This is a genomic window from Paenibacillus sp. cl6col (assembly GCF_900102125.1).
GTDB classification, from domain to species: domain Bacteria; phylum Bacillota; class Bacilli; order Paenibacillales; family Paenibacillaceae; genus Paenibacillus_B; species Paenibacillus_B suaedae.
Genome location: NZ_FNAZ01000003.1, coordinates 357,360 through 370,046, shown reverse-complemented (window position 1 = coordinate 370,046; position 12,687 = coordinate 357,360). Strand labels below are relative to the sequence as shown.

Sequence of the window (12,687 nt, the reverse complement as noted above, 5' to 3'; positions counted from 1 at the left end):
TGGAGGGGGATTCTGTATGAGTCATATTCGTATCGTAACGGACAGTACAGCGGATATTCCGCAGGATGTGCGTGAACGCTACGGAATCGAGATGGTTCCGCTCAAGGTGCATTTCGGTCAGGATATGTTCAAAGATTCTGTAACGATTACCGCGGAACAGTTCTATGAGAAGCTGGTGCAGGCTGACAAGCTTCCTACAACATCTCAGCCTTCGCCAGTTGAGTTTTTGGATGTATATAAGCGTTTGACTACAGAATCAGACACCCAAGTTATTTCGATACATTTGTCCGCAGCGCTCAGCGGAACGTATCAATCTGCGGTTCTCGCCAAGAGTATGATCGAGGATGAGGCGGATATTACAATTATTGATTCGATGTCAGCCTCTTATGGATTTGGATTGATTGTCGTTGAGGCGGCTCGCATGGCAAAAGCAGGTCAATCCAAGGACGAGATCCTGTCCATGATTGATCGATATCAAGCGGAGCGCTCTTTATACTTTTTAGTGGATTCATTGGAATTTTTGCATAAAGGCGGACGTATCGGCAAAGCTGCTGCGATGTTCGGTACTCTGCTAAACATTAAGCCTATCTTGTCTGTAGATCGTGCAGGTGAAGTATGTGCAGTGGACAAGGTTCGCGGTCATAAGCGTGCTGTTGCACGCATCGTTGAACTGCTGGAGCGGGATCACGGAGGCCATCCGGTTCATGTCGTGATGGGCTACACGAGTGACCAATCTGCAACAGATGAACTAATGGAAGCGATTAAGGAGCGGTTTGATATTCGCTCCTTGTCATATACGGCCATCGGAGCCGTTATCGGCACCCACGTCGGAACAGGCGTAGGCGCTGTGTTCATGTGGCGCGCTGATACGGATACTGCCGAATCTATGCAATAGGGTAAGTGTGGTGCAATTATGATTGAACTTAAACAATGTCCGGTTACGATGATCAAAGGCGTGAGCGCTTCGAAACAACAAGAGCTTCACGCCTTTGGCATCTCTACCGTTGCTGATTTGCTTGATTATTTTCCATATCGTTATGATGATTTTCATCTTCGTCCGCTTAGCGAGCTGAAGGATGGAGAGAAAGTAACTGTTGAGGGACGGGTGATGAGTGCTCCTGTCCTTCAGCGATTTGGGGGCAAGTCTCGCTTGTCCTGCAAGGTGATGGTAGAAGATTGGCTCATTACGGCCACCTGGTTCAACCGCCATTACTTGCGCGAGCAGCTGACACAAGGCCGGGAGATTGTATTGACAGGGAAGTGGGATCAACGCCGGCTGCAAATGACGGTGTCGACATCCGAATTCTCTGACCGTGGGGGAGGGCGTAAGAATACCTTGCAGCCGGTCTATTCGGTTGGCAGCAAGATTACGCAGACATGGATGCGCAAGACGATTACCCAAGCGATCCAACAGTTCGGAGAAGCAATTCCTGAGCTAATGCCCCCGGAATTGATGCGGCGCTATCGACTGATGCCGCGCAAGCTGGCAGTACGAGCGATGCATATGCCGCAAGATGCGGAGGAAGGCAAGCAAGCACGAAGACGAATGGTCTACGAGGAGCTGCTGCTATTCCAGTTAAAGCTGCATGTATTCCGTGCGGTGACTCGCGAGCGCGCCGACGGCGTTGCACATGAGGTGGATAATTCAACAATTCGCGAGTTCGTCCGCAGTCTTCCCTTCGAGCTTACAGATGGCCAGAAGAAGGCTGTAACCGATATTTTACGTGATATGCGGGCCAACACCTGCATGAACCGTCTGCTTCAGGGTGATGTTGGTTCTGGTAAGACGGTTGTTGCCGCTGTTGCCCTGTACGCTACCGTACGTGCAGGCTATCAGGGAGCGCTCATGGTGCCTACAGAAATATTAGCGGAGCAGCATATGCGTTCGCTAACGAAGCTGTTCGAACCGCATGGCATTGAGGTTGGGCTGTTAACCGGCAGCTTGACTGGACGGAAACGGAAGGATCTGCTTGCTTCCTTGCAGATGGGCATGATCGATATCTTGGTTGGGACGCATGCGCTTATCCAGGATGACGTTCATTATCGGAAGCTCGGCCTTGTCGTAACAGATGAGCAGCATCGGTTCGGTGTCAATCAGCGGAGTATATTACGGCGCAAGGGGATGAATCCAGATGTGCTTCTGATGACGGCGACGCCAATTCCGCGCACGCTGGCGATTACGGCATTTGGCGATATGGATGTATCCTCAATCCGTGAACGTCCTGCAGGACGCAAAGCCATTAAGTCATACTGGGTGAAGCATGACATGATGGATCGAGTGCTTGGCTTCATCCGTCGTGAGGTATCCGCTGGTCGCCAAGCCTATATTATTTGTCCACTTATTGAAGAGTCGGACAAGCTGGATGTGCAAAATGCGATTGATGTGCATGTGCAAATGCAGCAGGCCTTTCCGGATTTGCATGTTGGCTTGCTGCATGGCCGCATGACGCCATCAGAGAAAGACGAGGTCATGCGCACATTCAGTACAGGAGAAACTCATGTACTTGTATCGACGACTGTAATCGAGGTTGGTGTTGATGTACCGAACTCGACGCTCATGATCGTGATGGATGCAGAGCGCTTCGGCTTGTCTCAGCTTCATCAGCTGCGTGGACGTGTCGGACGCGGCGAGCATCAGTCTTATTGCGTACTCATTGCGGATCCGAAGTCGGAGGTTGGGCAAGAACGTATGCGCATTATGACGGAAACAGACGATGGCTTCGAATTGTCAGAGCGCGATCTGGAGCTGCGCGGTCCTGGCGACTTCTTCGGAACGAAGCAGAGCGGGATGCCAGACTTCAAGGTCGCGGATATGTCGAGCGACTTCGCTGTGCTGGAACAGGCGCGGGATGATGCAGCAGAGCTTATCCGATCTGAGGCGTATTGGACATCGCTTGAATACGCTCCGCTCCGCGATGCTGCCCAGCAGGAGCAGCTATTCCAAGGGGAGCTTCTCGATTAGTCGATGGTAGTAGTGCGGATAGAATGAAAACGGGCGGATAGTAGACAAGCGGGCAAGCATATATTGGAACAGTATTCCGTTTAGAGGTTGTTCAAAACGCATGATTTTGATAACCAACCTTTTTGAACTTGCATGGATTTGCAGGATATGTTCTGGAGGTGCTGCCCGCATGAGTTATGTAAAATACGGCATTAGCCCACAGCTGGTGGAGCGAATAAAGCTGAAATTGAAAAATCCGGTGACGAAAGATCGTGTGAAAAAGCTTGTCGAAGGATTGAGCAAGGCAGATTTGCAAAATCGCGCGACAATTAAGCGCTTGATGAAGCAAATCGCGAAGGTGCTCAATGAGCCGCTAACGAGCCAGCAGGAGGATCAGTTCGCTGATTTTATCATTGCGCAGAAGATCGATCCGAACAATACGTTCCATTTATTGAAGCTATGGGGGATGTTCCGCTGATACACGCCCTTTTCTTGAAGCCTTGGTTCTATAGTTATACGCAGAAGCTCAGTTCTCTTAGGAGGACTGGGCTTCTTGTGCGTTATGCCGGATCTATGCTGGTTAATAGGGTTTGGCTTCATTGCAGCAATATAGGTCTAGGGAGGATTCTGAATAGTAGAGAATGATGATCATCGAGTACATTGCTCACGAAATGGCCTTGCAATGGTGACGAATTCGGCACACTTCAATATTTTTGCGATCCGTACATGCAAAATATGCTTATATAGGGGTATAACGTTTGTAGATGATTGACATTTCTTAATCAATTTATATGTGGAGGCGAATGACATGAAGAAGATGAAAATTGGCGCAGCTGCATTAGCTGCCATGCTGCTGGCTGTATCTCTTGCTGGCTGCGGCTCGGCGAAAGATTCCGCCAAAGAGTTGGAGGGGACGGCTACTTCCTCTGAAGGGACAGGTGCGGTAACCATTAAGGCAACAAATTATAAATTCGAACCTGGAACCATTAAGGTGAAGAAGGGCGATAAGGTGAAGCTGACGCTGAGCAATAAGCAGGGTCTGCACGGTTTGAAGCTGGAGGACTACAACGTAGAACTGCAGGAAGACGGCGCAACTGCCGAGTTCACAGCAGATAAGGCGGGTACATTTGAGTTCCATTGTTCGATCATGTGCGGTTCTGGCCATGATGGAATGAAGGGCGAGCTTGTTGTTGAAGAGTAAAGCTAGCGATGAATAAGACGGATCGCATGATGGCGATTGTACTGGAGCTGCAGCGCAGAGGTACGCTGCGTGCAGAAGATCTGGCATCTGTATTCGAGACGAGTGTCCGTACAATCTATCGCGATATTCAGGCGCTCTGTGAAGCAGGGGTTGCGATTATCGGAGCTCCCGGCCAAGGATACTCGCTCATGGATGGCTATTTTCTGCCGCCTGTTCATTTTACAGCGGAGGAAGCAGAGGCGATTTTGCTTGGCGTAGATTATATGGAGCAGCAGTTCGGAAGAGCTCATGAAGATACGATACAGGCCGTTCGGCGCAAGCTTGAATCAGTCATGCCACAATCGGTACGGCAGGATACGGAACGGATGCGCTCTTCCTTGAAGCTCATTGCCCATTCTGCGCATGCAGAAGGACTTGCTCTGCTGCGGCGTGCTGTAATGGAGGAGCGAAGTGTGCGCCTCCGCTATGTGAAGCTTGTTCAAGGGGACGATGGCCGTAGAGAACATGTTCGCAAGGTAGATCCCTACGGGATTGTGCATATCAAAGGAACATGGTCGATGGTGGCTTATTGTCATCTTAGACAGGGACTTAGACATTTCCGACTTAGTCGCATACAGGATTTAGAACTGCTCGATGAATCATTCACTCGTCCGCCCGACTTCTCCCTACAGTCTTATCAGCCGACAGATGATCGCCAGCTCCTTGTACGTGTGCTTCTGCACGCCGCTGCCGCTGAGCGTGTGAAGGAGCAGGGATATTTCTTTATCGATACCATGGAGGAACATCCAGAAGGGGCACTTGTGACATTGCGAGTGAGACAACCTGAAGATGTGCTTGGTTGGATTCTAGGGTGGGGTTCGGCAGCTGTTGTATTGGAACCGGAGTCGCTTACAGCCCTTGTCCGCTTTGAGGCAGAAAAAATATTGCAGCAGTTAAAACGCTACTGACATACTGTTGTCAGTAGCGTTCGCGTATAGTAGGGGTATATTCGTTCGAAGGGAGCTTTACTAATGACAAATATGACCCCGCATCAGTCACTGTTAAGCCTGGAGGAATCAGTGAAGCAGGTTGTGCAGGAGCTTGATCTTTATAGTATGGAGGAGATTACACGCAAGCCAAGTGAGGAGGAGTGGTCGCTCGGGCAGGTCTATATGCATTTGATCCGCTCTGCGCTCTTTATGCAGCTTCGCCAGGTGGAAGTATGCCGCGACATGACTGCAGATGCAGCTAGTAGTGACCAGTTGGAGAAGACGCAGCAGGGCAGTATGGTCTTTGCGGCCGGGAGCATCCCTCCTATTCGTGTGAAGGTGCCAGCCTCTCCAGAATATACGCCACCCCAACCGGCCAGCAAGGAGGAGATTGTAGAAGGCATGCAGGCAGTACTGCGGCGCATGAACGAGCTTGAACCTGTTATTGCTTCGATTCCAGAGCATCATAGAACGATGCATCCAGGCTTCGGTTACTTGAGTGCGATGGAATGGTACTTGCTTGTGGATATGCACTTCCGCCACCATGCTCTACAGCGGGGACGCCTGGCGGAATTTCTCCGGGGAACTCCATCAGCCTCGTATTGAATGAGCATCGGAGTATCGGATGCTCTAAGGTGCGCGATTGCGAGATGAAGGAGCATGGCGTGATACTGCTATATGCTAGAGATAGGTTTATAGCGTAAATAAGGTAGGGGGGACGCTGTCTGGTGTCTCCTCTTGGTGCTGCTCGCTTATCTGCTCGATACAGGAGGGATCGTCCACTCGTGTATTCCCCACCTTAGCGCTGACAGGGTAGACCTCCATTAGCTTAGACGGATAGGGAAGGAGAACGGATTGAAGCTTCCCAGTGTCGGTCATTCGGCGATCAAGCCAGAATGACAGCTGATCCTCTGGTAAAATAACCGGCATTCGATCATGAATCGGCTCCATCAGCTCGTTCGGAGTCGTCGTGATGATCGTGCAGGTGCTGATTTTCTCCCCATTGGGATTGACCCATGTGTCATATAATCCTGCCATATTGAAAATACCGCCATCAGTGCGTCTAATACGCATAGGCTGCTTCGTTCCATCTGGACTGCGTTTCCATTCATAGAAGCTGTCTGCTGGTATAATGCATCGCTTCCGCTGGAATGGGAGGCGGAAGGCGGGCTTGTCCCCAACGGTTTCGGCGCGTGCATTAATTGTTCGTGCAGCGAACTTCTCGTCCTTCGCCCAAGCTGGAATGAGGCCCCACTTAAGCGGTCCAAGCCGCAGCTTCGTACCATCATGAATCAGGGCAGGTACTTGCTGGCTCGGCGCAATATTGTAGCGCGGCTCATGGAAGGGCACGAGGGCTCCTGAATCAAGCAGATAGTGCGCCATTAGCTGTTCAATGGTCACGGTTAATGTATATCGTCCACACACGTTACGTCTTCCTCTCTTGTCCGTTCTATCCTATGGTGATCTCATCATATCACATTCTCTTCCTTCCCGTGAGGTGATCCCTCAGTCACATGAAACGACTTAAACTTTACATACATTCAGCGTGAATTTGAAGTTATACGCCATCCGCAGTAGATCCTTGCCTGCTCGACACCATTCGATCCGAATTTTCAAAATATCCCTGTTGAAAAGAGAATGTATGTTCGGTATTCTGAGTGTATAAGAACAAACGTTCTCAGTGGGGTGAAGGGTGTATGGATGGCAAACCGAATAAATCATGAGAACGAGTTATTATGTTGGCAGATTGTCAATCGTTCTATGCGAGTGCGGGGAAGGTTTCACACCCTGAATACAAGGATCGTCTGCTAGTTGTAGTAGGCGATCCTGCTCGTCGTGCTGGTATCGCACTTGCAGCTTGCCCTACAACTAAGAAGCATGGTGTCATACAGTGGGGCGGCTCGACTTGGCGAAGCCATTAGTAAATGTGCAGACCTTATTGTTGTTTAGCCCCGTATGGATGAACAGCATTTGGATGTGCCGGGCAGCCTATTACTTGCATAACGAATGTACGTTCGTCATACAATAGGAATATACGTTCTTATTTTGTGATTGTGTATGTAATATGATTTATAACTATTGGAGGGCTTTAATGTGAGTCAGAAAAGGGAAAGGGTAATATTTTTGGCCGATTGCGAAAGCTTCTACGCAAGTGTAGAAAAAGCAGATCATCCAGAATATCAAAATAAAGCAGTAGCAGTAGCTGGTGACCCTACACGTCGTTCAGGGATTATTCTGGCCGCGTGCCCGATCGCTAAAAGTTTTGGTGTGACATCAGCCGAACGGTTGGGTGAAGCACTCAAGAAATGCCCCGATCTCATCATTATGCGTCCTCGTATGCAGCATTATATCGATGTTTCATTGATGATTACTCAGATTTATGAAGAGTTTACGGATTTGGTTGAAGTGTTTAGTATTGACGAACAATTTTTGGATGTGACAGCCAGTCAATCCATTTTTGGTGATCCAATCACCATTGCGAAGGAAATCCAGAAACGGGTAATGCTCCAGACAGGGGTGCGGATTCGAATCGGGATCGGTACCAATAAAATATTGGCTAAGACGGCAACGGATATTTGGGCCAAAAAAAATAAAAGCGGTATTTTTACTTTGCATCCATCCGACGTTCCCACCATGCTGTGGAAAGAGCCCGTTCATAAAATGTTCGGTGTTGGATCTCGAATGTGCAAGCATTTTGCGAAACTAGGGATAGTTACGATTGGGGATATTGCGAGAACTCCATTGCCCCAGCTCAAAAATAAATTTCGAGCTCGATTCGGCAAACAGTCGGATATTCATGCCGAGGTGATGTGGCGAACTGCGAACGGCTTGGATGATAGTCCGGTAACACCGGGTACATTTCAAACACCTCCCAAATCGATTGGTCACATGATGACCCTGCCGAGGGATTATGTGCATTCTACGGAGATCGATACTATCCTGTTGGAGTTGACGGAGGAAGTCTGCCGAGATTGTCGGATAAAAGGGTATATGGGCTGGGTCGTAACCGTAAGCTGCATGTGCAGCCCGTATGAAGCGCCCACAGGATTCTCACGCCAAATGAAAATGCCGGATCCGACGAATCATACAAATAAAGTATTTGATATGGTCAAGCGAATTTTTTATCAATATTGGGATCGAATGCCTGTACGTCGTGTAGGTGTTATGCTAAGCACATTGGAAGATGACCAGCAGTATCAACTAACGCTCTTTGAAGATCAAGTCAGAGCTAGAGCACTGGATAAGGTGACGGATATGATTAAGGATCGATATGGCAATGCGGCAATTATCAGAGCTTCTTCTCTTACCTATGCAGGTCAAGCGGTAGAGAGATCCCTGAAAATCGGGGGGCATTATAAATGAGTAAAAAGCTCGAGAAGAATGGTCTTTGGGAGTCCAGCCGGATGATGTTACCGCAACATCGGGAGGCTCTGTTGAGAAGGCATAGTGATACGTCAAGCGGGGAGTTAAACCAGCCAAAGAGGGAAGATATTGAATTAATGCGCGATTATGTTCTACTTTCGGTGATGTGTACGATGGTAACTAAGAAAATTCACGAAATGAAGGGATCCTCTGAGACATTGAAATCTCTGTATACCAAGGCTGCTCAAATCCTTGCAAATGATATCTCTACCGACCTGTCCAAAAGAAGACAGGAGATGTTGAAAAAAGAAATTCGTATTGTAGATGAAGAGAAGCATGATAGTACAATGATATTACACTATGCGTACCATGGCTATGAGGATAGTTTTCATATAACGAAAGAGTACATGAAGATGGAGATAAGCAGAAGGTTAGCTCGATACACGGACAGACTTACCACTAAATTAAGCAACTTAGTTGAAATAGAGCCGCGTTATTAATCGAGTCAAGAGAAGAAGAAAGAGAGCACCTGAGCCTAATTTGACTTCTAAGCCTGACAAAGCCATAACGAAGAATGCCAATTTCCCCAACTCGGGACTGGTTAGCCTGTTGAGAAATCCTCAACAGGTTTTTATCTTTTCCATTGTGTATTCATCCACAGCGTTAATAGGGGATAGACTCCAACAATCGAAGGTTCGAGGATGCAGTGAATTCTGCGGGCTGTCTCATTGACGATGCTGGGAAAGCACGTGATCAGAAATGCCCCTTAGCAAGCATCAGAAGAGCGGCTGCTCCGTCCTTGCCAAGGGGCATTGTTCTGAGGAAGTGGATAAGATGAGGCAGCGGTGAATATGGGGCTGTAAACCTATTGGTGCCGAGTAAGGGGACTGCCCATACTTGTGTCTGGATTCGAAGCTTGGGAGGTGGCAATGTTCAAGTAAGCCTGCATGCGGTTCTTCACCTCTGCACGAATCAAGCCGCGCAGCATGTAGAACGAATGTTGATAGCCTCGGCATACGTATTGGACACGAATCCCATGTTCAAGCCGTTCCTCCTCATACACTTTAATGCCGCGGTTGCGAAACTGTTTGCGTAGGCGGTACAAATCGAGAGAAACATTATCTTGTGCTTGTCTTAGACATTGTGTGTAGATGTCGGCCATCTTCAAATTAGAGGCTCCAATCCGTTCAATGTCGCGTTCCAGCACATCCAAGATTAGCGTTTGAATAATATATTGCTTGACGATGTAGGCATCTTCTCCGTTGTGGGGGGGAGAGCCGTTCGATGCGAATGGTGTGCCCATGCGCGTTCTTCCTCCTTGTATATATCGCGTGTATGCCATATGCATGGCCTCATGTCGTGTGAGGCATGAGATATCTATTTAAAAAGAGCAGAAGGGGAACCCTTGTTCTTATTATATCCATAATACCGAACAAATATTCGTATTTCAACAACCAAACGTGGTCAAAAGGGTGAGAAATCGGTACAATAGGTACAACATACGTGCGAATGTGGCAGCATTCATAGACGGAACGGCAATTAGGGGGGCAGCAAAAATGATTATGACACTGCATCGGGGAGAAGTTTTATTTCGACAAGGAGATCCAGGAACGTATTTGTACCGCATTATAAGTGGGCTGTGCAAGGTTACACGCTTGCATGAGAACGGCAATATTATTTTGTTTAACCTCGTATACACGGGCGAAATCGTCCCGCATCATTCCTTAATCACGCCGAAGGAATGTCACGGAACAGCGATCGCGATGGTTAAGACGGTCGTGGAACGGATTCCGGCTGAGGAGTGGTATGAAGGCTTGAGGCAGCAGCCGGACAAGGCGCTGGATGTTGCGAAGCTGCTTCAAGATAAGCTGCGTTTCATGCAGCAGCGCATTGATCATTTGACTATCGGGACACCGAGTGAACGACTAGAGCTGTTGTCAACATGGCTGAGAAGCTATGCGGATACGATGCCTATTACCGAATTATTGACACAAGAAGAAATCGGCCAATTTATTGGTTTGCGGCGGGAAACAGTAAATCGGCTTCTTCGTCAGGGTCAACACGGGTAGAATGGATAACACGCATGCTTAGGAATTACATAAACATGCACGAGCTATTTGAAGCTGACAAGCGCTGTGCCGTGAGGGCTCGTGCCGGTATAGATATAGATCTATGTAAATAAAGATTATAGGATGGGATTTCAAATGCCACCCAAGTGTGCTTTAATAGGAGGATCATTTTGAATCCTGTAATCATATCGGAGGGCTATATGTTGCTTGAGACGAAACGTTGTACACTTACCAAGCTGCAAGCAAGTGACTATGATAACGTAAGACGGCTGTATGTGAACGAGGAGGTACGCAAATATCTGGGCGGGGCATGGACAGAGGAAGAGGCGATTACAGGCAGCTTCCGCAGAATGCTTGCTTCTCAGGAAGGAGCCTCGTTCTGGATCATTAGAGAAAAGCAAACGAATGCGTTTATCGGGTTGATTTCTCTGGATACGCACCATGATGGCGTCAGTACGGAGGTATCTTATGAGCTGCTGCCTGAATGGTGGGGCTCTGGATATGCGGCAGAGACAGTTACAGCAGTGATTGATTACGCATTTCGCGAACTAGGATTGCCTGAAGTGATCGCCGAAACACAAGCTGCGAACAAGGCCTCATGCAGGCTCTTGGAACGAATCGGCATGAGCTTCCGGGATACGGTGCAAAGATTTGGCGAACAGCAAGCGATATACAGCATCACCAACAGAGGGATTGTATCGTAAGCGACAGAAACGAAGCTCAACACTCTTTCTTTATCATTTGACATTCATTCCTATACCGCCAACAAAGCCAAGGTGTACAGAGAATCAGATCTGTCACATCTTGGCTTAAATTATGTACATGGGACATTCCTACTCTCACATACAAGTAAGAGATCGAGTAAATGCGAACATGAATGCAAGGAGGCGTAAAGAGTGTCATGGAACACGAATTACAGCGAAATTTAGCTTCAGAAGATCTGCCTCCGGTTGGACAGCAAGAGAGAAGCGGCTGTTGTCCGACGGAACAGGCTGTGCCGCAAGAGCGTGTATTTTTCCCGTTCCGAAGTCCGTGTGACCCCTGTCCGCCACTGCCTTATTCCGTCTTTGTCGTACCCATCAACCAGTTCATCACGTTCCAGCCACCTAATCTCCCACAGTTCCCACCTGCGCAGGCACTACGCTGTGGAACCTTATGGCCTGCCCTATACAGCCCGTACCATTCCCGCAGAAACCAGCGAGGGGAGGAAGAAGCTTGACGATGAGTGTACATCCTTATCAAACCGAGGCATACCGCAGAAGCTTGGAACAGCTGCAAGTAATCGACTTCGTATTATTGGAGCTGAATCTGTACTTGGACACTCATCCGGGAGATCTGCAGGCGATTCAGCAGTTCAATTACTACGTCAGTGAGCGAATGAAGGTTGCCCATCAGTTCCAAGAGCAGTATGGCCCGCTTATGAACTTCGGCCATTCTTATTCGGGCTGTCCATTTACATGGGCTACCACGCCTTGGCCATGGCAGATTTAGCAGTGCGTCGTCAGGCGGCAAATAACTTGGTGGACAGGAGGGGACGCGGAATTGTGGATCTATGAGAAGAAGCTGCAATATCCAGTACGTGTCAGCAAGTGTGATCCTCGCATGGCAAAGCTGTTGATGGAGCAATATGGGGGGGCGGATGGAGAGCTGGCAGCGGCGCTGCGCTACTTGAACCAACGGTATACAATACCAGATAAAGTAATTGGGTTGTTGACGGATATTGGGACCGAGGAATTTGCTCACCTCGAAATGATCGCCACGATGGTATATAAGCTGACGAAGGATGCAACACCGCGGCAACTGGAGGATGCAGGGCTGGGGCCACATTTTGTAGCGCATGAGAAGGCGCTGTTCTACAGCAATGCGGCTGGTGATCCATGGACGGCGACCTACATACAGGCCAAGGGCGACCCGATCGCGGATCTGTATGAGGATATTGCGGCAGAAGAGAAGGCGCGTGCTACGTATCAATGGTTAATCGACATGACGGATGATGTCGACTTGCAGGATGGATTGAAGTTCCTGCGTGAGAGGGAAGTCGTGCACTCCTTGCGCTTCCGGGAGGCTGTCGAGATTTTGAAGGAAGAGCGGGAACTGAAAAAAGTATTCTAATTCCCGCAGTTGTATATAGAGAATGTTGAGAGA

At 48.7% G+C, this 12,687-nt stretch carries 15 protein-coding genes and 1 pseudogene; 14 read left to right on the top strand and 2 right to left on the bottom strand.

Annotated elements, in window-relative coordinates:
* Positions 1-16 precede the first annotated feature (16 nt).
* From BLS15_RS09700 to BLS15_RS09675, 6 genes are all read left to right on the top strand, one after another.
* Positions 17-895, top strand: coding sequence for a DegV family protein (locus tag BLS15_RS09700; protein ID WP_021256643.1), 879 nt, complete (start codon positions 17-19; stop codon positions 893-895).
* An 18-nt stretch (positions 896-913) separates the two neighbouring features.
* Positions 914-2,962, top strand: a complete 2,049-nt coding sequence (gene recG / locus BLS15_RS09695) for an ATP-dependent DNA helicase RecG (protein ID WP_090511304.1) — start codon at positions 914-916, stop codon at positions 2,960-2,962.
* A gap of 169 nt (positions 2,963-3,131) precedes the next feature.
* A complete protein-coding gene (locus BLS15_RS09690; protein ID WP_021256641.1) occupies positions 3,132-3,419 on the top strand; it encodes a stage VI sporulation protein F in 288 nt (95 codons plus the stop codon).
* A 330-nt stretch (positions 3,420-3,749) separates the two neighbouring features.
* Positions 3,750-4,142 carry a cupredoxin domain-containing protein gene (locus tag BLS15_RS09685; protein WP_021256640.1) on the top strand — a complete coding sequence of 131 codons (393 nt, stop codon included), beginning with the start codon at positions 3,750-3,752 and terminating at the stop codon, positions 4,140-4,142.
* A gap of 8 nt (positions 4,143-4,150) precedes the next feature.
* Positions 4,151-5,089 (top strand): helix-turn-helix transcriptional regulator, encoded by a 939-nt coding sequence (locus tag BLS15_RS09680; RefSeq protein ID WP_021256639.1) that lies wholly within the window; start codon positions 4,151-4,153, stop codon positions 5,087-5,089.
* A 63-nt stretch (positions 5,090-5,152) separates the two neighbouring features.
* Positions 5,153-5,716, top strand: coding sequence for a DinB family protein (locus BLS15_RS09675; protein ID WP_021256638.1), 564 nt, complete (start codon positions 5,153-5,155; stop codon positions 5,714-5,716).
* A gap of 87 nt (positions 5,717-5,803) precedes the next feature.
* Here the strand turns inward: BLS15_RS09675 and BLS15_RS09670 are convergent, their stop codons facing one another.
* Positions 5,804-6,535 (bottom strand): SOS response-associated peptidase, encoded by a 732-nt coding sequence (locus BLS15_RS09670; protein WP_028531230.1) that lies wholly within the window; start codon positions 6,533-6,535, stop codon positions 5,804-5,806.
* A 311-nt stretch (positions 6,536-6,846) separates the two neighbouring features.
* Here BLS15_RS09670 and polYB point away from each other — a divergent pair.
* The 3 genes and pseudogenes from polYB to BLS15_RS09655 all read left to right on the top strand — a co-directional run.
* Positions 6,847-7,057 (top strand): annotated as a pseudogene (polYB, locus tag BLS15_RS09665) (DNA polymerase IV); the annotation flags it as partial.
* Positions 7,058-7,204: 147 nt separating this feature from the next.
* Entirely contained in the window at positions 7,205-8,473 is a 1,269-nt protein-coding gene (locus tag BLS15_RS09660) for a DNA polymerase IV (RefSeq protein ID WP_021256635.1), read from the top strand.
* Positions 8,470-8,973 (top strand): YhjD family protein, encoded by a 504-nt coding sequence (locus BLS15_RS09655; protein WP_021256634.1) that lies wholly within the window; start codon positions 8,470-8,472, stop codon positions 8,971-8,973. Before BLS15_RS09660 ends, BLS15_RS09655 begins: the two co-directional genes overlap by 4 nt.
* 365 nt (positions 8,974-9,338) lie before the next feature.
* Here BLS15_RS09655 and BLS15_RS09650 read toward each other — a convergent pair whose 3' ends face one another.
* Positions 9,339-9,776: a YhjD family protein gene (locus BLS15_RS09650; protein ID WP_021256633.1), complete on the bottom strand. Its 438-nt coding sequence runs from the start codon at positions 9,774-9,776 to the stop codon at positions 9,339-9,341.
* Positions 9,777-10,029: 253 nt separating this feature from the next.
* On the opposite strand from BLS15_RS09650, the gene BLS15_RS09645 reads away from it, so the two are divergent.
* From BLS15_RS09645 to BLS15_RS09625, 5 genes are all read left to right on the top strand, one after another.
* Positions 10,030-10,542, top strand: coding sequence for a Crp/Fnr family transcriptional regulator (locus tag BLS15_RS09645; protein ID WP_021256632.1), 513 nt, complete (start codon positions 10,030-10,032; stop codon positions 10,540-10,542).
* A gap of 170 nt (positions 10,543-10,712) precedes the next feature.
* Positions 10,713-11,246 carry a GNAT family N-acetyltransferase gene (locus tag BLS15_RS09640; RefSeq protein ID WP_021256631.1) on the top strand — a complete coding sequence of 178 codons (534 nt, stop codon included), beginning with the start codon at positions 10,713-10,715 and terminating at the stop codon, positions 11,244-11,246.
* A gap of 197 nt (positions 11,247-11,443) precedes the next feature.
* A complete protein-coding gene (locus BLS15_RS09635; RefSeq protein WP_081677085.1) occupies positions 11,444-11,761 on the top strand; it encodes a spore coat associated protein CotJA in 318 nt (105 codons plus the stop codon).
* Positions 11,762-11,763: 2 nt separating this feature from the next.
* Positions 11,764-12,033 (top strand): spore coat protein CotJB, encoded by a 270-nt coding sequence (locus BLS15_RS09630; protein ID WP_021256629.1) that lies wholly within the window; start codon positions 11,764-11,766, stop codon positions 12,031-12,033.
* A gap of 51 nt (positions 12,034-12,084) precedes the next feature.
* Positions 12,085-12,654, top strand: a complete 570-nt coding sequence (locus BLS15_RS09625; protein WP_021256628.1) for a manganese catalase family protein — start codon at positions 12,085-12,087, stop codon at positions 12,652-12,654.
* The last annotated feature ends 33 nt before the right edge of the window (positions 12,655-12,687 follow it).

Excerpts from the sequence above, each read along its gene's own strand:
- BLS15_RS09700 (WP_021256643.1), top strand. The coding sequence starts at position 17 with ATGAGTCATATTCGTATCGTAACGGACAGTACAGCGGATATTCCGCAG.
- recG (WP_090511304.1), top strand. The coding sequence starts at position 914 with ATGATTGAACTTAAACAATGTCCGGTTACGATGATCAAAGGCGTGAGC.
- BLS15_RS09690 (WP_021256641.1), top strand. The coding sequence starts at position 3,132 with ATGAGTTATGTAAAATACGGCATTAGCCCACAGCTGGTGGAGCGAATA.
- BLS15_RS09685 (WP_021256640.1), top strand. The coding sequence starts at position 3,750 with ATGAAGAAGATGAAAATTGGCGCAGCTGCATTAGCTGCCATGCTGCTG.
- BLS15_RS09680 (WP_021256639.1), top strand. The coding sequence starts at position 4,151 with ATGAATAAGACGGATCGCATGATGGCGATTGTACTGGAGCTGCAGCGC.
- BLS15_RS09675 (WP_021256638.1), top strand. The coding sequence starts at position 5,153 with ATGACAAATATGACCCCGCATCAGTCACTGTTAAGCCTGGAGGAATCA.
- BLS15_RS09655 (WP_021256634.1), top strand. The coding sequence starts at position 8,470 with ATGAGTAAAAAGCTCGAGAAGAATGGTCTTTGGGAGTCCAGCCGGATG.
- BLS15_RS09650 (WP_021256633.1), bottom strand. The coding sequence starts at position 9,776 with ATGGGCACACCATTCGCATCGAACGGCTCTCCCCCCCACAACGGAGAA.
- BLS15_RS09645 (WP_021256632.1), top strand. The coding sequence starts at position 10,030 with ATGATTATGACACTGCATCGGGGAGAAGTTTTATTTCGACAAGGAGAT.
- BLS15_RS09635 (WP_081677085.1), top strand. The coding sequence starts at position 11,444 with ATGGAACACGAATTACAGCGAAATTTAGCTTCAGAAGATCTGCCTCCG.
- BLS15_RS09630 (WP_021256629.1), top strand. The coding sequence starts at position 11,764 with ATGAGTGTACATCCTTATCAAACCGAGGCATACCGCAGAAGCTTGGAA.